The sequence below is a fragment of the Glycomyces amatae genome (assembly GCF_020991375.1).
GTDB classification, from domain to species: domain Bacteria; phylum Actinomycetota; class Actinomycetes; order Mycobacteriales; family Micromonosporaceae; genus Glycomyces; species Glycomyces amatae.
The window spans coordinates 40,196-57,830 of the sequence record NZ_JAJLQZ010000019.1 but is presented as its reverse complement, the minus strand read 5'-3'; the positions used below and the strand labels follow the sequence as shown (position 1 = coordinate 57,830).

At 67.3% G+C, this 17,635-nt stretch carries 17 protein-coding genes; 9 read left to right on the top strand and 8 right to left on the bottom strand.

The window, feature by feature from the left end:
• Positions 1-25 precede the first annotated feature (25 nt).
• Positions 26-745 carry a GGDEF domain-containing protein gene (locus LO763_RS22725; RefSeq protein ID WP_230789304.1) on the bottom strand — a complete coding sequence of 240 codons (720 nt, stop codon included), beginning with the start codon at positions 743-745 and terminating at the stop codon, positions 26-28.
• A 582-nt stretch (positions 746-1,327) separates the two neighbouring features.
• On the opposite strand from LO763_RS22725, the gene LO763_RS22720 reads away from it, so the two are divergent.
• From LO763_RS22720 to LO763_RS22710, 3 genes are all read left to right on the top strand, one after another.
• Positions 1,328-2,554: a helix-turn-helix domain-containing protein gene (locus LO763_RS22720; protein ID WP_230789303.1), complete on the top strand. Its 1,227-nt coding sequence runs from the start codon at positions 1,328-1,330 to the stop codon at positions 2,552-2,554.
• A 13-nt stretch (positions 2,555-2,567) separates the two neighbouring features.
• On the top strand, positions 2,568-3,107 hold the full coding sequence (locus LO763_RS22715) for a GntR family transcriptional regulator (protein WP_230789301.1): 540 nt from the start codon (positions 2,568-2,570) through the stop codon (positions 3,105-3,107).
• 1,193 nt (positions 3,108-4,300) lie between these two features.
• Complete coding sequence (locus LO763_RS22710; protein WP_230789299.1) at positions 4,301-5,020, top strand: hypothetical protein; 720 nt, start codon at positions 4,301-4,303, stop codon at positions 5,018-5,020.
• An 886-nt stretch (positions 5,021-5,906) separates the two neighbouring features.
• On the opposite strand, the gene LO763_RS29455 is transcribed toward LO763_RS22710, so the two are convergent.
• The 5 genes from LO763_RS29455 to LO763_RS22685 all read right to left on the bottom strand — a co-directional run bounded on the left by LO763_RS29455 (position 5,907) and on the right by LO763_RS22685 (position 10,074).
• Positions 5,907-7,850, bottom strand: coding sequence for a primosomal protein N' family DNA-binding protein (locus tag LO763_RS29455; protein WP_304608868.1), 1,944 nt, complete (start codon positions 7,848-7,850; stop codon positions 5,907-5,909).
• A gap of 439 nt (positions 7,851-8,289) precedes the next feature.
• Complete coding sequence (locus tag LO763_RS22700) at positions 8,290-8,637, bottom strand: hypothetical protein (RefSeq protein WP_230789297.1); 348 nt, start codon at positions 8,635-8,637, stop codon at positions 8,290-8,292.
• Between the two features lie 238 nt (positions 8,638-8,875).
• Positions 8,876-9,061, bottom strand: coding sequence for a hypothetical protein (locus LO763_RS22695; RefSeq protein ID WP_230789295.1), 186 nt, complete (start codon positions 9,059-9,061; stop codon positions 8,876-8,878).
• Positions 9,062-9,307: 246 nt separating this feature from the next.
• Positions 9,308-9,553 (bottom strand): hypothetical protein, encoded by a 246-nt coding sequence (locus LO763_RS22690; protein WP_230789292.1) that lies wholly within the window; start codon positions 9,551-9,553, stop codon positions 9,308-9,310.
• Between the two features lie 50 nt (positions 9,554-9,603).
• On the bottom strand, positions 9,604-10,074 hold the full coding sequence (locus tag LO763_RS22685) for a hypothetical protein (protein ID WP_230789290.1): 471 nt from the start codon (positions 10,072-10,074) through the stop codon (positions 9,604-9,606).
• A gap of 421 nt (positions 10,075-10,495) precedes the next feature.
• On the opposite strand from LO763_RS22685, the gene LO763_RS22680 reads away from it, so the two are divergent.
• From LO763_RS22680 to LO763_RS22655, 6 genes are all read left to right on the top strand, one after another.
• Positions 10,496-11,413, top strand: coding sequence for a hypothetical protein (locus LO763_RS22680; protein ID WP_230789287.1), 918 nt, complete (start codon positions 10,496-10,498; stop codon positions 11,411-11,413).
• Positions 11,414-11,764: 351 nt separating this feature from the next.
• Positions 11,765-12,208, top strand: a complete 444-nt coding sequence (locus LO763_RS22675; RefSeq protein WP_230789284.1) for a hypothetical protein — start codon at positions 11,765-11,767, stop codon at positions 12,206-12,208.
• A gap of 55 nt (positions 12,209-12,263) precedes the next feature.
• Positions 12,264-12,560: a hypothetical protein gene (locus LO763_RS22670; RefSeq protein WP_230789280.1), complete on the top strand. Its 297-nt coding sequence runs from the start codon at positions 12,264-12,266 to the stop codon at positions 12,558-12,560.
• A 261-nt stretch (positions 12,561-12,821) separates the two neighbouring features.
• Positions 12,822-13,103: a hypothetical protein gene (locus LO763_RS22665; protein WP_230789277.1), complete on the top strand. Its 282-nt coding sequence runs from the start codon at positions 12,822-12,824 to the stop codon at positions 13,101-13,103.
• 302 nt (positions 13,104-13,405) lie between these two features.
• Positions 13,406-13,768: a hypothetical protein gene (locus tag LO763_RS22660; protein ID WP_230789274.1), complete on the top strand. Its 363-nt coding sequence runs from the start codon at positions 13,406-13,408 to the stop codon at positions 13,766-13,768.
• A 915-nt stretch (positions 13,769-14,683) separates the two neighbouring features.
• Positions 14,684-15,034, top strand: coding sequence for a hypothetical protein (locus LO763_RS22655; protein ID WP_230789272.1), 351 nt, complete (start codon positions 14,684-14,686; stop codon positions 15,032-15,034).
• Between the two features lie 77 nt (positions 15,035-15,111).
• On the opposite strand, the gene LO763_RS22650 is transcribed toward LO763_RS22655, so the two are convergent.
• Together LO763_RS22650 and LO763_RS22645 are read right to left on the bottom strand one after the other, a co-directional pair.
• Positions 15,112-16,395, bottom strand: a complete 1,284-nt coding sequence (locus LO763_RS22650) for a ParB/RepB/Spo0J family partition protein (protein ID WP_230789269.1) — start codon at positions 16,393-16,395, stop codon at positions 15,112-15,114.
• A complete protein-coding gene (locus LO763_RS22645) occupies positions 16,377-17,189 on the bottom strand; it encodes a ParA family protein (RefSeq protein ID WP_230789266.1) in 813 nt (270 codons plus the stop codon). Before LO763_RS22645 ends, LO763_RS22650 begins: the two co-directional genes overlap by 19 nt.
• Between the last annotated feature and the right edge of the window lie 446 nt (positions 17,190-17,635).

Below are 17,635 nucleotides of genomic sequence, written 5' to 3'. Positions count from 1 at the left end.
GACCCCCGCTCGACGTATCGGAGCGTCACGCGTGCAACGGAACGGGGTGCGCATGCCGCTGGTCGCGAATCCGGCTGGTCGGCCGGGCGTCGACCGCGACACCGTCAAGTGCGGTGTGTATGACGAGACTGCCGGTGCCATGCATTTGTTTGGCTTCGTACATGGCGCAGTCAGCGGCGTGTTTGAGCATGCTCCACGGCGCCCATGGGTGGAATGCGGCAACACCGATGGACATGGTGACGGTGACCGGCTGGTCCAGGAGGCCGTTGCAGGTCGCGGGCTCGGCGGTCACCGTGAGCATGTGGGCGTAGTGCGCGATGTTGAGCGCGTCAAGTCCGGTGCCGTTGGTGAGGAAGCCGAACTCGTCGCCGCCGAGGCGCGCGACGATGGTGCGGTCGCTTGAGTGCGCAAACAGGTTGAGCAGCGTGCCACTGGTGGCTTGGATAACGCAGTCGCCGACGGCGTGCCCGAAGCGGTCGTTCACGTCTTTGAAGTCGTCGAGGTCGACGATGCCCACCCAGTAGTCGGTGGTGTCGTTGTCTTGCGTACGGGCGGCAAGGTCGGCGGCGGCAAGGTCGAAGCCACGCCGGTTGCGGATGGCGGGGCACAACTGGTCGCGGGTGCGCTCGTATTCGAGCGCGGCGATGCGTTCACGCAAGACCGTGTTCTGGTCGGCCAGGCGCTGGTTTTCACGTCGGAGGACACGGGAGCGGCGGCGCCCGGTGAGGCGGGCGGTGACGTTCATGCGGTCCCGCCACGGCGTGGGGTCGCGCTGGCAGTGGCGGCGCAGTGTTGGCGGCAGGTGGTGTCCATGCGGTGCTCCTCGCTGTTCGGTAACGGCGGTGTCCTGCCACGTCACGCTGTTAAAGGTCAGTGTTCGGTCCTCGTGGCGGCTTTGGCAGGGCCAGCGCCGTGCACGAACGGTGGTCTGCTCATGGTCGTACGTGCAAGCAGGTGCATCGCAGGCGCAAGCGTCACCAGGAGCGCGGGAGGACTGCCAGGGGTGCGTGCCGGTTGCGGTCGCTGACGTCGGCGGTGCGCTCAGTCTGGGCGAGGACCCGAGGGCGCGGGCGTGGCATGTGCCCGCGCGGGTGATACATGGTGATGAACGCGGCGGTCCCGTCGCCGAGATAGCGGCCTCATTGTTCACCGCGTGAACATGTGACGGGCCTGGCGACGTGGGCTTGCGATGCACACTGTGCTGTTGTTCGACATCGATCGCGTCCGCTGCGGTACGGACACTGGTCACACCATACGACCGGTCACGGTCCGCTACCGGGCCAATTTGGCCCGGCTTGTGCCATCACGGTTTGGCAGACTCGTCACCATGGACGTTCGAGACGGCACGCTCACGATCGGCGAACGCCTCCGGCACGTGCGCCAGCGCCGCGGCATGACGCAGGAGGCCCTGTGTGCGCTGGTGGGTAAAGGTGACACGCGCTGGCTGCGTCGCATCGAAACCGGTGAGCGGCCCTTGAACGACATCAACACCATTCGTGCGTTCGCACGGGCGCTTGACGTGTCGCTCGCCTATCTGCTGGGAGAGCCGTTTCCGGCGGAGTGGGTCGTGTCTGGTAAACGCCAGGACACGATCCCGGCACTGCGAGCGGCACTCACTGACTGGCGGGGCCTCATTCCCGGTCTGACTCCTGAACCCGCTCCTGACCTGTCGCGGCTCGCGACCGTGGTCGACGCCGTATGGGCCGACTATCAAGAATCGCGGTACGCGCGGGTGCATGACCGGTTGCCGGCGCTGCTGCGTGAAACCGGCAGTGCGGTGCGCGCGACCTCGGGGCCCGAGCGGCGCGACGCGAAACGGCTCGCGGCGCTCACCCATCAGTTGGCGGCCGTGTTCCTCACGAAGTTCGGCGAAGGGGATCTCGCGTGGTCGGCCGCATGCCGGGGTTTGGATCTCGCTCGCGACGTCGACGATTCGGCGCTTTTGGGGGCGCTCTACCGGTCTGCGGGGCACACGCTCGTGGCCACGGGTGATTTCGAAGGGGCGGCGTCATTGTGTGAACAGGCCGCGACGACGCTCGCGCCGGTGCTGGAGCGCAGTGACGCGGACGGGCATGCGTTGTCGATGAGCGGCATGCTGTGGCTCGTCGGCGGGCTCGCGGCCGCGAAAGCCGGTGACCGACGCTCAGCTGAGGACTTCATCGGTGAGGCCGGGCGTTTGGCGGTCCGGCTCGGCGTTGATGCGAACTTCGGGTACTCGGCGTTCGGGCCGACGAACACGGCCATGCACACGATCGCGGTCGAAGCTGAACTTGACAACCCGCAGCGGGCCCTGGTGCTCGGTGAGCGCTTGGACGTGACCGCGATGCCGGTGGAACGGCATGTGCGCCACCGGCTGGAACTCGCCCGAGCAAGGTTCGCAACCGGTGACCTTGCGGGCGCGATCAGTGAGATCCGGTCCGCTGAGCAGGTCGCGCCCGAGCAGGCCCGAGCGCACCGCATGGGTCGTGAAATCATTCGCCATGCGCTGCGCGCCCGGGTCCCCGGACGCGAGACGCTTGACTTGGCCGCGAGAATGCGACTGCTGCCGAACTAGGAAGGAAGACCTTGTGACGATCTTCATCAACCGGACCATGTCCGGTCGTACCGAACGTGCCGACCAGCGGGGCGTCTACGCTGACGCGCCCGATGTCGCGGTCACCACGGACCTGTCGACGACAGCGATGCCCGGCGGCACGCTCGGCGGTGACGCCGCTGCCGTGTTCGGGGCCGTGAACTGGTTGACGAACCCCGGGGTGGTCCGCCGGCGCGTGGCCGCTAGTGACGGCGTGCCGTTCCAGGTGTCGACGAGCGTGTTTCCTCCGGAAGTCATCGCGGCCGCGCCGCAGATCGCCGAGCAGGACACTGGCGCTGGCGGGTTCCTCTCGCGCCTGGAGGATGCCGGGTTCGACCTGGACATGTCGGCGAGCCTCACGCACGCCGAAGCGGGCGACCGCGGCAGGAGCGACGTGTCGACGAAGCTGGACGTCGACCGGGGCGAGGCCTTGTGGCGTGAGGTGTGGACGGTCAAGGACGCGACGTCGGGGCAGGTCCTGGCGGTGACCGAGTCGTTCTACCCGGCGCACCGGGTCGGGTTCACGTTCGCGTAGGTGACGTTGCGGGTGCTGTGGACACTGTGGACAAGTACGCGGACGTGACCTGGCTGCGGCAGCGAACGCATGCGGGGCTACCCGTCATGCGTATGGAAGCGTGGCAGGCAGCTCGTGACGCGACAGTAGTGCGGCAGCAGCACAGGTCACGGTCGCAGCGGTGTCGCCGTGCCAGCCCTGTTCGGAAGGTGATGCCGCGGAGCGCTCTGACGCGAAACCGGTTGCGGTAGCACGAACTGGCCGGGTCCGGAAGGTTCTGCCGTGGAATCCGGACTCGGCCCGTGGAAAAGGATCATAGCTGTGTAAGATCAGCTGACCAGAGGAAGACAAAAGTTAATCCCGCTAGGTCGTCCTGTTTTGGCGAACGTCGACCTGCGGGATTGGAACACGAACCTCGGAAGGAGGTCCCTGTTGTCTGTCAGCGTACACGACGCTGCCCACGTGAGCACTTCCATCCCCAGGTTTTCGATGCGGCAGTCGAACTCGGGCCTTCGTGCACGGCCGGGCCGGGGCCTCGCCCCGGCCGGTGCAGCGCCGTCAACGGCGGGTGTTCCCCGGCTGCACGCTGGGATTCCTTGCAGGAACGGGCAGATGCGTACGGCCTTCAGAATCGGACACAGGGACCTTGACTGGCAGGGTACTGTGTATGATCACCTAACCGAGAGCAAAAGAAAAGAGCGAGGCTGGTTTGGCGGCCGTTCCTCGCTCGATTCTTCGAGATCCTTCGCAAGAAGGTTGTTCAACCCCCGCGAAGGGAGGTCTTGTGTCTGCCAGAGTACATGACGCTGCCCTGCCGCGTCGATCCAACCTGACAGTTCACTCCCTGTCGCGTACCTCACGATCAGCCACGATATGCGGTCCTGAGGTTGTTTTCCCTGGTCAAAGTTATCGCTCCCCGATGTGGTGCAGCGCTGACCAGGGCATGTGCAGCGTCTGCGCTGCTCAAAGCCCCGCCGGGTCGAACATGGTTTGTTCCTGGCGTCTGTTCCCAGTTCACGCTGCGCATGGAGAGGCCGACTGCGGCCGTCTCGCGGGCGCGTGGACTGCAACTGCCCAAGAAAGCACTGAGGGCCGGTGCGTCAACACCGGCCCTCGGAGTGAAGTTGCGGACCGAGCATCCGCGAACTCCGTTACGTTCGAGTCGCCATGCTACAGGGTCGGCAACTTCCGCGTCAACCGATGTGGAGAAAGCCATGACCGACACGACCGAAACCAGTGGCGACACGCTGCTGGACACCGCGTTCTTCCGTGAGGAGCTGTTCCCACCCACGGCAAGCGCCCGCGCGGCCGATGCCGCCTCCAAGGCCGCGGTAGCGCCTGCGGCTAAGAAGTCCGCGCCAGCTCGCTCCAGTAAAGCCAAGAAGGGGACCGGGTCGCGGCCCTCGCGTCCGAGTCGCACCTATGACGGTGAGAAGAAGTCCCTCACCTACGGCAGCGGTGAGCGGGTGCCCTCCCGCTTGGGCGCGGTCGAGTGGGCTCGGGACGCCGTCGACTGGCCGCGGGCCACGACAGCGGTCGCCGTGGCGATGGCGTTGGCGCTGCGCCTTGACGAGACGCTGGTGTGCTGGCCGGGACAGGAGCGGTTGGCGGCGGATGTGTGCTCGACGAGCCGGTCGGTGCGGACGGCGCTTCGCGATCTTGAGGACAAGCACGTGGTCGGCGTGCTGTACCTGTGGCGGGGCAAGGAGCCCTCAGGGTGCGTGTATGTGCTCAACGTCGACGGGTGGCTTGATGACGTGTTGGAGGACCGGCCGGCGCTCCTGCGGCGGGTGGTTGAGGTGCGTGAGCGTGCGTTTGCGATGGAGTTGAGTATTCGGGACCTGCCGAAGGAGACGGAGCTGTCGACTGAGGCGCCGAGGAACCAGCACAGCAAGAAGTTACGGCATCGGCACGTCAGGGCCCGGGTCTGTTGACCCGGGCCCTGACGTTTGCGCTGGTTAGGGGTCCGGAAGAGTTTTCCGGTGGGGGTGCGGAAGATTTTTCCGGAGGTAGAGGTCCGGAAAATACTGCCGGAGGGTCCGGAAACCACTTCCGGACCCTTCGGCAAAATTTTCCGGACCCGTCCGGAAGTGGTTTCCGGAGGGTCCGGTAAATACTTCCGGACCTGTCCGGCAAATTTTTCCGGCGGGGTCCGGCAGGTTTTTCCGGAGGGTGCGGAAGCGGCTTCCGGTGGGGTCCGGAAGTGTTTTCCGGGCAGGTCCGGTAAAGGTTTCCGGGCGGGTCCGGAAGATTCTTCCGCTAGAACCTCTACATCTAACCTCTGCAGTTGAACCTGCCCGATCGGAACGCATGCAGGGAACCTTCGCCTTTGAACCGTTGCATCTGATCTTCGGCAGTGAATCGCTGCACGGAACCACGGCAATGTGAACCTGTGTAGGTTTCGGTCGGTGTCCGTCCTCAGGTAGGCGGGTATCGGTGTGGAGTGCTGCACCTGTGTTTCCTGACCTGTTCGGTGGTAGGGGTGACCTCCCGGGCCACCGTCCCGGGCCACCGACCGCGCGCGAAGCGATGGTGCAGCCCGGCTTGAGCAGGAAGTTTGCAGGTCAAGGGGCATGTCGGCAACGGAGGCGAAGCGGCCGGGCCGCGGAATGGCCCAGTGCTGCCACAGCGGCCAGGCCCGGGCGCGACTGACGCGAAGACCGAGCGTCACTGCCGCTGGCGGCATTGGTGTTTGCGGGCCCTAGCGAGCCTCCTCGCATACGAAACTGCCGTGGCCCCTGTCCCTCTTCGATGTTGCCGATGGCGATCGTGAGCGGGGCGTTCAGCGGCCCATGGCACGCTGTTGCAAGGCCAGGAGGTCTAGGCGATGGTCAGCGGGTCGATCCGGACTTGGAGGTGGCCGGGGTCGAGCTGGCGTTGGATCCGCAGTGCCGACAGTTCCCGTGCCAGCTTGGCAGCGTGCTGGCGGTCGACGCGCACCAGGATCTGTTCGGTGTCGTCGTCGACAGGGAAGGGGCCGAAGTGCTCGGCGTTCAGGCTCGACGGTAGGGCGGTGGCGGCCTGCTCGGGTGCACCGGCCGGGCCGGTGATCGCCGCGAACCGCTTCAGCGGAGGGAATCCGAGTGCGGCACGGTCGGTCAGTTCCCGTGCGGCGAACCAGGTCGCGTCCCATCGCAGGAGCGCTTGGACTTGCGGGAGGGCGTGGTCGGCGACGACGGCTACGGTGCCGTCCGGGGCGGCGAGCGCGGCAGCGTTCATCCAGTAGCGGACGGCCTCTTCGCTGGCGTTCCACTCGGGCCGGGTGAGGAGGGTCCAGGTGTCCAGGAGGAGGACTGCGCCGTAGCCGCCGGCGGTGGGCGGTTCAGCGCCGGGGGTGGCGACGACGATGGCGGGCCCGGCAGGGGCTGTGTGCAAGCGGTGGGCGCCGGTGGACTCGGTGACGGTGGTGCTGGGGAAGCTTTGGGTGAGTTCCCATGCGGTGCGTTCGGTGCCGATGGCGCGGGCGGTGATGTGCCGGGAGCCGCAGGTGCCGCATCGGCTGTCGTCGACGGTGTGCTGGCATCGGGTACAGGTGGGTGGCGAGTGCGGTCCGGTGCGGGCGAGGGTGGCGCCGCATTGGGGGCAGGTGGCGCGGGTGCGGCATTGCTGGCAGGCGAGTGCGGGCAGGTAGCCGGCGCGGGGTACTTGGACGAGGACGTTGTGGTCGTTTGCGAGGGCGGCTTTGGCGGCTTTCCATGCGAACGTGGGGATGCGGGCGTTCGTGCCGTCGCTGGCGAGGTGGGTTTCGGTGCCGGTCGCCAGGACCCGCAGTTCGTGCCGTCCTTGTTTGGTGGGGGTGAGGGAGGCGGCCCAGTCGGTGTCGACGAGGAGTTGCGCCTGGGGGGTGCGGGCGTTGCCGGCGATGAGGACGGCGGCGCCGGTGTGGTGGGCGCGGGTGAGGATGACGTCGCGGGCGTGCGGGTAGGGGGCGCGCTGTTCGACGTGGGCGGGGTGGCCGTCGTCCCAGATGGCGACGAGGCCGAGGTTGGTGACGGGAGTGTAGGCGGCGCTGCGGGTGCCGGCGACGATGCGGACGTCGCCGCGGAGGGCCTGGAGGTAGGCGCGGTAGCGGGGGGTGGCGCCCATGTTGGCAGTGAGGGTGACGTGGCGACCGGGGCCGAGCAGTGTCGTGAGGGCGGTGTCGAGGAGCTCGAGGTGGATTTGGTCAGGGACGATGAGGACGGCGCTGCGGCCGCCGGCGGCAGTAGCGGCGGCGGCTTCGGCGAGGCGGGTGGCCCAGTCCTCGCCGGGCCGGGTGTTCCATACGGCGCGGGCCTGTTTGCCGGTGTGGAGGGCGCGGAGGTAGGCGGTGCCGTGCGTGTAGGGGGCCCAGGCGTCGAGGGGCGGCGCGGTGATGGGTAGCGGTGTTGTTGCGGGTTGGTGTTCGGCGCTGGCGCGGCGTTCGGGGACGGCCAGGCGCAGGACGTCGGCGTGGGTGCCGGCGTACCGGTCGGCGATGGCTTTGGTGAGGTGGAGGGTTTCGGCGGTGAGGACCGGTTGCGCCGAGATGAGTCCGGTGAGGGTTTTGAGGGCAGTGTCGTTGGGTGTGGCGGGCCGGAGGGCGGTGACGTAGCCGGTGCGGGAGCGTCGGGCGAGGTGGGCTTTGATGCGGCAGCCGATGCGGACGTCGGCGGTGAGTGCGGCGGGGATGCGGTATTCCCAGGTGCGGGTGAGGTGGGCGGGGAGGTCGTTGAGGACGACGGCGGCGATCATCGTGACCGGTTCGGGACTGGAGGTGGTGGTGTCGGTGGCGGGCGCTGCCATGGGTTCAGGATCCCATAGGGGGGTGTGCGCGTGCCGGAGGCGGGTTCGGTGGCACGTGCTGGTGGTGGCGGTGATGGTGTCCAGTGGACGTCATGCCGGGGTGTTGGTGCTGGTGAGGGTGCTGCCGCGGAGTGGTTTCCATCGTGATCGGTGGCGCGAGCGTGGTGGTGCTGGTGAGGGGCGCGTGATGGTGTCCACTGGTCGTGTCCGCGGTGGCGCGCATGAGGGTGGGCGTGGGTGATCGTATCGTCGTGTCGGTGTGCGTGGCAACGACGTTGACGGCGGGCGGGTGTGCCTACGCCGGTGCGGATGCGGGGGTTCGCGGTTGCGTTATGGTGGTCGGCGTCCCGGTCTGCGCGTTGGCGGTCAGATGCCGCTCTCCGTTCACACCTTGTCCGTGTAGCGGACCGGGACTCCACTCCCCCACTGCGTCAGGGGGTTAATGCCGCGGTGGCGGGGTTTCGTCGCCGAGCATCCACCGCAGCAGCCGCGTCAGGGTCGCGGGCGCGGTCCGGCCGCCTGCGCAACAGGTGTCCCGGAAGGTGTTCCAGAGGCCTGCGGGGAGTGTGAAGCTCGTGTGGAGCGTTGGTGCGGGTCCGGTCGGGCGCGGCCGCGGCGGGTCGGCGAGCGCGGGTGCGGGCCCGGTGTCGAGGTGCCATGCGATGAGTGCGGCTGCCAGGTCGGAGCGTGTGCAGCGCCGCCATGCGGCTTCGCTGGTGAGTACGGCGGACACGTGGGTGTCAAGGCGGACGTTGACGCGTTCGGTGCGGACCGTGGTGGTGTTCATGGCGCGGGTTCCTGGAGGTCTTGGATGCAGGGTGCGGGTTCATTGTGGCGGGACACGGTCGTCGACGGCTACGGTGTTGCCGATGCCGAACCCAGTGGACCGGTTCGTGCGCGTCCACGGCAGTCCAGTCTGTGGCGAGCATGTCATGGAACCGGTCGTCATCGCACACCCCGGTGGACCCGAACCCGATGAGGATGATGCGGTGGCCGCGGTAGGTGTCGTCAGGGTGGGCCGGCGGTCACGACAGGAGCAGGTGCCGGTCGTGGTTCGCGGCGGTGAGCGTAGCGGCCGCGTTGGCGTGGGCCATGGTGCACCAGGTGGCCGGAGCCGTGCGAGTGGCTCCGGTGGTGGTGTCGCGGTCGGCCGCGATGATGTCGACGCGGGTTGGCGCGAGGACATACACCCAGGAGCCGGGGGCGGCCATGGCCTGCAGCGCGGGGCCTGAGATGGGCGGCGACAGAGCCGATCGTGCCCGGGTCGGTGACGGTCTATGCGTATCGGCCGCAGATCATGGACCGGTCGGCGGGATACAGCAGGGCGTGAACGGGTCGCTGATCATGCCGGCGCGGACGCGGCTGTGGACGGCGTTGTACGGGTGGTGCATGTGGTGAGGTGCCTGGCGTGATGGCGGGGCCGCACGGGCACCGGTGCCGTGCGGCCCCGCTGGGGTTCAGCAGTCGTAGGGATCGTTCCAGGTCTCGTCGGAGCTGGTGTCCCACCACCACGGCGGCGTGTCCGTATCGGGCGAGTCGGCCAGGATGGGTGCGAGGCGTGCGGCGTAGGCGTCGTAGTGGCGGTCGCAGCGGGCATAGGTGAACCCGGAACCGGACAGGGCCGGGCGGTCGTAGGCCGGGCCGGTGCACGGCTCGGAGGCCGTGTCGGCGTCGATGCATTCGGGTGTGATCGTGTCGGTCATGTGGGTGCGCTTGCTCCAGTGGTGACGGGAACGGTGTGCCGAGCTCGGCGTTAGCGGCCTGCGTGGCGCCAGGCCCATGCGTCGTCGGCGTCATCGGCGGCGAGGGCGGGGCATGCGCTGGCGTGCGCGGCGATCACCCGCTCCCAGGGTTCGGGCGCGGCTTCCTGCGCGATGATGTCGGCTTCGCACGCGACGATCAGGCGCATGACGAGTGCGGCCTGGTATTGGCGGGGTCGTGCGGTCACGTCCGGGTCCGTGCACGCCGCATGGGTGGCTTCGTCCAAGCACGCGGTCATGGCGCCGTGGACGATGCGGTCGGCGGCCGCGTCGTTGTCGAAGGTGCGGCAGTCAGGGCACAGTCCGTTCGAGTGGTACTGATCGAGGTAGTCGGTGACCCAGGCGCGCGGGAAACCGGTGAGGTCGCTCAAGTCGGGGGTCGGCATGGTGCCGTACCGCCAGGTGCTGTGCGCCCAGTGGTACCCCCGGAGCGCCTGGGGCCGGCGAGCGCGGCGGTGTCGCATATGGGGGCTCCTTTCCGGTGAGCGGTGTGCTGGCATTGCGGGCCTGGCGGTGCGATCTGCCGCTATGGCGCTGTGCATGGCGTCGTTGCCCTATGGCGTTTGATAACAACATTTCCCGCGTTGCCGCGATAGGTCAATACTGTCGTTGTACACCCACAAATGCAAGCTTCTGTACGGCGCATCAACGAGTTGTAGTCGAGTCGTTATCGCGGTGTCCGTGTGCGGCGCCATTGCATGGTCCTGTCAAGGTCTGACCGTTCCTACCTGCAAAGACGTGCGTGATGGGGCGATAGGCATTGACGGTGCGATCGCGTTGGGGAAATGCACAACAAGTTGACTACGGCTTGCATAAAGTGAAGACAATTGTCTTCATATTGGTTACGATTGCGGTACACGGACAAGCATTGAACGGAGCATTCCAGTGCCAAAACCATCCGCCGCAGTCGCCATTACCGCCGCCGTACTCGCCCTCTGCCCACGGGCAGCGCACGCCGCCGACATCACCGGCAATGCCGACCTGACCATCGCGGGCACAGCCGCCACCGCCACCGTGACCGCACCGGCCCCCCTCAAATCCACAGTCACCATCACGGTGCACCTCACCGGCATGGAGGACTACGCGACCGCCGCCACCGACGCGCCCGAGTGCACTGCCCCTGCCGCGAACACCCTCGTGTGCACCTACGCCGACTCCAAACAGGACATCACCATTCCAGTCCAGATCACGCCCGCACCGGACGCGCACTTGTACGAGTCCGAGACCATCACCGGCACGCTCACCGCGACCGACGCCACCGGAACCGCGACGCTCCCGGTCACCGTCACCGGGAACCGGCCCGACCCGGCCGACGACCTGCCGACGCCCGACGAGCCGTCCGGGCCGCTGGAGCCGACGCCGCTGCCCTCACCGGTACCGACCGAGGCCCCTACCGAGCCTGCGGTCACGGCGACCGAGACTGCAACGGTCTACCTCCCCGACCCCGCTGCCCCGACTGCCGACCAGGGCTCAGGTAGTGCGCTTCCCGCTGCCGGTACACCGCTGCCGTCCGAGACACCCACCGTGACCGAGAGCGATCCTGTGACCTGGACCTTGCCGAGCGCGCCTGCGTCCACCGCTGAACCGGTGGCGCTAGTACACGCCTCGGCACCGGGCGGGGTCAACTGGTGGATCGTGGCCGGGGTCCTCGGCGCGGCCGCCGCCACGGCGGTCGGCGCAGGCATCGTCCAACGGCGGCGCACGGCCCGCGAGGCGGCAGCGGCAGACCATGCGCGCGATGACACGGCTACGGAAGTGACGCCCACAGTGGATGCTGAGCAGCAGGACGCAACTACCGCCTAGCGAGCAATGCGGGGCGGGGACGCATGTCCTCGCCCCTGGCATGATGTATGCCTTCACCTGCGAGAACACTGTCCGAATTCGATGGCAACAAGTGGACTACAACGCCCCCGATCGCTTGCGTTTGTGGGTGTGGCACGACAGGATTGGTATATCGCAAGCAAGCGAGATGCGTTGTTAGACAACGCAACAGAGTGAATGAGACCCCGGAGCATCGACGCCGAACGGCCGCGTTTCGCGGCCGCATCGCCCCGGGCCCCCTGAAGGCCATCCGACACGCCGCGCGGCCGACCGACTCCCGCTGCGCGACCTCCCCGACCGCAGGCCTGACGCCACGCCGTGAAAGGAACCCACATGCACGACCCGGTGACCATCGCCCGGACACTCCGCGACCTGATCGCCGCTGACGCCCCACTCATCCCCTTCGGCGAACTCACGCCGCAGGAAACCTACGACCGGTACGGCAACGACGGCTGCCCGTGCTGCACGTTCCGGTTCAACCTGGCACAAGCGAACGCCGCCTACGACCACTTCCGGCAGGTCAAAGCCGCACTTGCCGACCAGATCGGCGTGAACCCCGACTGGTGGCGCGGCGACATCCGCCGAGCCGCACGGGCCTGGCGCGCTGGCGGCCTCCACACGGTCCGGCTCGCCAACCTCGCCGCCGCCATGGTCGTGTACGGCCCCGTCGCCGGTGACGTCTACGGCGAAGTGCGCCCCGCGACCAGCGCCGAAAACGACGCCTACCGCCACATGGCGCTCGCCCTCACCATCGCACTCATCAACACCCGACGTTGACACCGAACGGGACGGCCCGACACGGGACCGCCCCGCCTACGAAAGTCGCACCTGCATGGACGACTTTGAAGACCTCGACGGCGACGACACCGCGCTCGCGCTGTTGGACATCACCGCCACGGTCAACATGGAACTCACCCGGCCCGCGCTGCTGCTCGGCCAGTGCGTCGGCGTCGCCTTCTGCGACCTTCCCGAGGACACGGCCGCGTTCACACGCGAACACCTCGACTGCCGCGTCTTCGCAGCCGTAGCACTCAAAGACAACCTCGACCTGTGGTACGACGAGGAATACGACGACTCAGGGAAACCTACGAACCCGGCCCGCCGCCCGCCACACCCGCGCATCCGATAGACAACCTCGCCGTTGACTCCGCACTGGTCGCTGTCGCGTCTCTCAACGCATGCAGCGGCCCCATCCAACACGACAACATTGACCCTTGTACACGATCCACCTGAACGGAACAACAACGGCATGACCTGTGAACACGTGCAATTCCTTGACGCCCTTTACATCGAACCGCCGCTCGAGCGAACTGACTTCCAACCGCAACTCGATAGCGGCGCATGGAGCGCCGTCCCCGCCACCGTGTTCCACCGCACCGGAGAAGGACACGTGATCCGCATCGGCAATCTCGCCTTGCACGTCCTCGACAACACGATCGCGTTCGTGTGCGGCTGGCCCGGACCCGATGCCACCGGCGAGGGCGTCACCGAGGCCCTTGACGCGCTCCTGGCCGACTGTCACACGACCCAGGCGGGCGTCGCTCGTGTATGGTCCGGCGCGATCACCATCGAGTACCACACCGACGCCCCCCGCCCGGTCCGATGCGACGAGCTGACCGTGCAAGGCGGCCGCGCGGTCCTGACGCCAGTGCCCACACCAATCCCGGTGTAACCGAACTCATCGATACCCCGCTGCGATCATGACCGCGCTGGCGACCGGCCGCAGGCCACACCACCGGTCGACGCCCGCTGCGATGCACCACCACACCGGTCGGGTCCTTCGCTGGAACCGACCGGCGCCACCGCTACTCCCCCGCATGCAAGATCTCAAGGAAAGGCATACTCGTGGGTTTCACCACACACGTGACCGAAGCCATCCGGCTCGACCCGCCCGCCACGTGGCCTGAAATCCTGGCCGCGTTCGGCAGACCTGCCACGCGGCCGCATTAGGCGGTCACCACTGCCACCGGATTCGTGCACGACCCGGGAACCCCGGACTCCCTCATCGCCCGACCGTGCGCGCTCCGCCTCGACGAACACCGCGAACACACACCGAACGGCCGCGAGATCATCACGCGTCACGTCGTCGCCATCACCGGTATTCCCGGCGATGAGCCTTATAAAGCCTACGACCTTGAGGACGATGTACAAGCGGTCGTTCGCGTGCTGGCCCGCACGCCTGCCGTCGACGCGCGCCGGTTCCTCGGCTACCTGGCATGCGAATCCCACAGTGACACGGTCGACCAGTGGCGCCTGTACGTTCGCACCGGGTACACGGTCCCGGTCAGGCCGGTACTGCACTGGAGCGACCCTGCCGGGCCGCCCGTGGGGTACTGACCCCGGGACGCTGTTCACGCGGTGAACGTGTTCACCGCGGCTCACGCCTCGGATCGGATGATGCGACGTGGTACAACGATCGCACTACAACCCTGTTGAACAGGGAAAACAGGTGGTGCGGCGGGCTGAGACACGACAATATTGCACCGTCCCAAGGGAAACCGCATCACGAGTAGTGCTCCGAGTGGTGCGAGGCAGCAGGGAATACGGTAGGTGCCCCTGCCGACGGGAGCCCTGCCGCTCCCTGGGGACGCGGGTGCTTGCGCCCGTTCGTTCGCGTGGCCGGGTCTGTTGAGGGGCAGGCCCGGCCACGGTTCGTGTCCGTGGAACGGCCCGAAGACTCGATGCGGGGTCTGCGGGCCGTTCGCATGCCCGGTCCCGTCGATCGAGTCGGCCACGACAACGCCGCACCACGGTCCGGCTCGCGTGAGCGCGAGAGCCGCTGATGGGAACGGCGTCACGCGCCCACAAGACGAGGCCACCGATAGGTCCGGAAAAGATTGCCGGACCCCCTCCCCCGGCGATCAACCAGGCACCACGACCGCGCAACAGCTGCGCTACAAGCGGCCGTTTCGCTGGTCCATACCTATAGCGGACGACAATATTGCAGTGTCCCCAGGCAAGCCGCACGATCGATGCGGCTGTCGCGGCGGCGAGTCGCACCATGACGAAGGCCATCCCTGCCGCATGGACCGCTGCGGGACCGGCACGCCACCAGCGGCGCCGCAGCGGCCGGGACCGCAACGGGGCCCCGGCCGCTCCTCCCCCGCTCATTCGATCCGTTGACGCCCTCGTCCGCCGTCGTCGCGTGCCACCGAGCCGCTGCACCTCGCGGTCGGCCGCTTCCCCGACGCGCTCGGCAGCACTGTCGATGCGGCCACCTGCCGGTGCCTACCGCTTGCAAAGGAATACCTCGTGGACCCGTTCGCACAGAACATGATGGATGCGCTCACGCAGAAGATCGACCACCGGACCGCTGAAGGCCGCGCCACGATCCACCTCGTGTGCGCACGAGGCTGCAACCAATGCGCACTCACCGGCCTCAACCTGGATCCGCACCTGGACGTGTGGATTGAAGTGGTCATGACCGAACACCCGAACGAGACGAAACGCGAATACGTCGGTGTGCGCTCCGGCGTGTTCGACGCGCCGGGATTCCAGGAGACCCTGACCGAGTGGCGTGCCCGGCCCGGTTGGGCCGTCGAGGTGTGGGACGGGCGGGTCCTGTGGCCGCAGTGTTCACCCGGTGAACAACCTCCCGCATAGGAACGAGTGCGGCCCCGGAGGAGTCATCCCCCGGGGCCGCACTCGTTGCAGACGCGAAGCGACCGTGGTTGTCGGGTCTAAGCGGCGCTGACGCGTTCGTACAGGACCTCAGCGAGCCGTGAGACGTCATCAGGGTCGCATTCGGCGATGAGCATGGTCGCGATCGTCTCCGCGTCGTACCGTTTCAGCACCGACACGGCAGCGCGCACGGCAGTGTCGTCCTTCGCCGAGGGCGCCGCTGCCACTGGTGTGGTTTGCTCGGGCACATTCGGGACCGGTGCCGCAGCGGTGTCCTCGGCGGTACGGCGCGGCGGTGCCGAGGGAACAGCCAGGCCAGCAGCTGGTGCGTGTGCCGCTGGCGGCTCGGCGGCCGCAGGAACGGGCGCGGCCGACACCTCGGGTGGCGTTGCGCCGTCGGCGCTGGGCGTTGCCGGTGTGGGTTCGGGCGCTGCGGGTGCGGCCGGTGCTGAACGAGCGGGCTCAATGTTGTTCACGTCGTGAACAGGTTCAGGCGCTGCCGGCGCTGGTGCGACCGTGGACGCGTCTCGCGACGACGCCGCCCACATTTTCCATGCCGCGTACTGCTCCTCGGCGGGGAGCGCCAGGATCGGCTTCGCCACCGTTTCCTGCTCGGCAGCGTCGAGCTGCGCGAGCGTGACCGCGGTCGACAGCGGCACGAGCTCTTTGTAGTCCGAGCGGTCCAGGATCGCCTGCATGGGGTCGATGAGTTTCAGCAACTTGATCCGCTGCGACACGTACGCTTTGGACAAGATGAACATCTCGGCGACTTTGGTTTGCCCGCCGTAGCCAATAACGTCGGCGATCTCGATGAACGCCCGGCCTTCTTCCATGGGCGTCAGGTCCGCGCGGTTCTGGTTCTCCTCGACGGCCGCTTTGTGGAACCTGAGCGCGGACTCGGCCAACCGGTCGTCCACGACCGCGTTCACGGTGGTGAGGTCGGGTGCTTGCTGGATGGCGTTGATGCGACGCGACCCCATGCACGCCACCCATTCGGCTTTCGCGATGGCGGCCGCATCGTCGGGGAACAGCGCGAGATACGCGGCGCGGGTGACGACGGTGACCGGTTGCAGTTGCCCGTCGGTGCGGATCGAGTTCGCCAGGCCGTCCAGGCCGCGGAAGACCTTCCGTGGGTTTCGCGGGTTCGCGGCGACTTTCTTGATCGGCAGTGCCCCGTACTCGCCGGGTCCGTCAGGGACGTCCGCGGGCGGCACCGTGCCGCCGCCGCTGTCACTGACGCCCAGGTCCATGGGCGGTTTCGGGTGTGCCGGCGGTGGCGCTCCCCGACCGCGCTTCGCCGCTTCCTTTTTCGCTTTCAGTTTCTCTACTGCGTTGCCAGACACCGGACGGCGACCTCCTTGGCGATGGTGTTCAACGATGCGACGAGCGGGGCGGCTTTCTTCACGGGGGCGTGGTCGACCGAGCTGTTGACCATGCGCAGGGCGCGGCTGGGCAGCCACGCGTAGTTGCGGATGAAGTCGTCAGCGATCGGGACCTGGTAGGTCTCGGAGAGGCGGACGGCCCAGGTGAGGAACCGGTCGGGCGGGGAGGCCGAGGTCATGTTGGGGACCATGAGGAGCGGGTAGTCGCCGACTTCTTTCAGCATGCCTTCGAGCGCTTGCATTTCGCGTTCTTTGAACACGGTCGGGATGATCGTGAGGTTCGCGGCGCTGATCGCTCCCAAGGTGGAGGGGGACCCGCCGGGGTGGGTGTCGAGGACGATGGGGCGGCCGTACTTGGTACCGAGTTCGGCGGCCCACGCGTTGAGGAGCTTCGCGGTCGCGGCCGCGGAAGGCTGGCGGTCTTCGAAGTCGGAGTGTCCGGGGATGAGCGCGGGCCGTCCGGGTTGCTCATGGTCACCGGCCCAGATGGGACGGGGGGTGCGCTCGTTGTTGATCGCGTCGATGATGATGGACCGCTGCCGGTCCTCAGGGTGGTAGCCCAAGGCGATGGACGCGGAGCCTTCATCCCATTCGAAGTCGATGAGGATCGCGCCGAGGAGGTACGCGAGTTCGGTGGCGAGGAAGGTCTTGCCCACGCCTCCCTTGTAGGCGGCAACGGTGAAGATCTTCCCGGCGAGGTCGGAGGGGGCGATGCCGTGTCGGATCATCCATTGCTGGCGGAGAGGGACGGTCATGGCTGATGCACCTTCACAGGTTGGGACGTGGTCACGAGGTCGAGCATAACCATCGGCGGAAAGCACGCACACCCCTGACACGCGTATTTTTTGAGTTGTAGGGCTCTTTCCCGTTGGCGGCGTTACACAAGAGGCCATATTTCGGGTATTTCGAAAGCTGCTGGGTGTCGCTGTTGTTCACGGGGTGAACGCGCGGCTTCGCGTCGGCGTACACGGGTCGCACCTGTGGTTGTTCACCGCGTGAACAACACGCCAGCGGCGTATGCGCAGCTCTCCGCGAACGCTCCCGTTGGCGGCAGCATTGGCGGACTGCCTCCATGTGGCTGCTCCGAGCCTAGACGGTGCACCCTGGAGACGGGTGATGGCATGCGCGAATGGCGCCCGGTTGTTCATCGCGTGAACAACCATGGCTGCTGACGTCCCCCGCCTTCCAGCGACCATCGCAC

What these genes read in the sequence shown, in the direction of transcription:
- LO763_RS22685 (WP_230789290.1), bottom strand. Translation starts at nt 10,074, where the DNA reads ATGCGACACCGCCGCGCTCGCCGGCCCCAGGCGCTCCGGGGGTACCAC.
- LO763_RS22725 (WP_230789304.1), bottom strand. Translation starts at nt 745, where the DNA reads ATGAACGTCACCGCCCGCCTCACCGGGCGCCGCCGCTCCCGTGTCCTC.
- LO763_RS22695 (WP_230789295.1), bottom strand. Translation starts at nt 9,061, where the DNA reads ATGGCCGCCCCCGGCTCCTGGGTGTATGTCCTCGCGCCAACCCGCGTC.
- LO763_RS22700 (WP_230789297.1), bottom strand. Translation starts at nt 8,637, where the DNA reads ATGAACACCACCACGGTCCGCACCGAACGCGTCAACGTCCGCCTTGAC.
- LO763_RS22670 (WP_230789280.1), top strand. Translation starts at nt 12,264, where the DNA reads ATGGACGACTTTGAAGACCTCGACGGCGACGACACCGCGCTCGCGCTG.
- LO763_RS22645 (WP_230789266.1), bottom strand. Translation starts at nt 17,189, where the DNA reads ATGACCGTCCCTCTCCGCCAGCAATGGATGATCCGACACGGCATCGCC.
- LO763_RS22710 (WP_230789299.1), top strand. Translation starts at nt 4,301, where the DNA reads ATGACCGACACGACCGAAACCAGTGGCGACACGCTGCTGGACACCGCG.
- LO763_RS22720 (WP_230789303.1), top strand. Translation starts at nt 1,328, where the DNA reads ATGGACGTTCGAGACGGCACGCTCACGATCGGCGAACGCCTCCGGCAC.
- LO763_RS29455 (WP_304608868.1), bottom strand. Translation starts at nt 7,850, where the DNA reads ATGGCAGCGCCCGCCACCGACACCACCACCTCCAGTCCCGAACCGGTC.
- LO763_RS22675 (WP_230789284.1), top strand. Translation starts at nt 11,765, where the DNA reads ATGCACGACCCGGTGACCATCGCCCGGACACTCCGCGACCTGATCGCC.
- LO763_RS22690 (WP_230789292.1), bottom strand. Translation starts at nt 9,553, where the DNA reads ATGACCGACACGATCACACCCGAATGCATCGACGCCGACACGGCCTCC.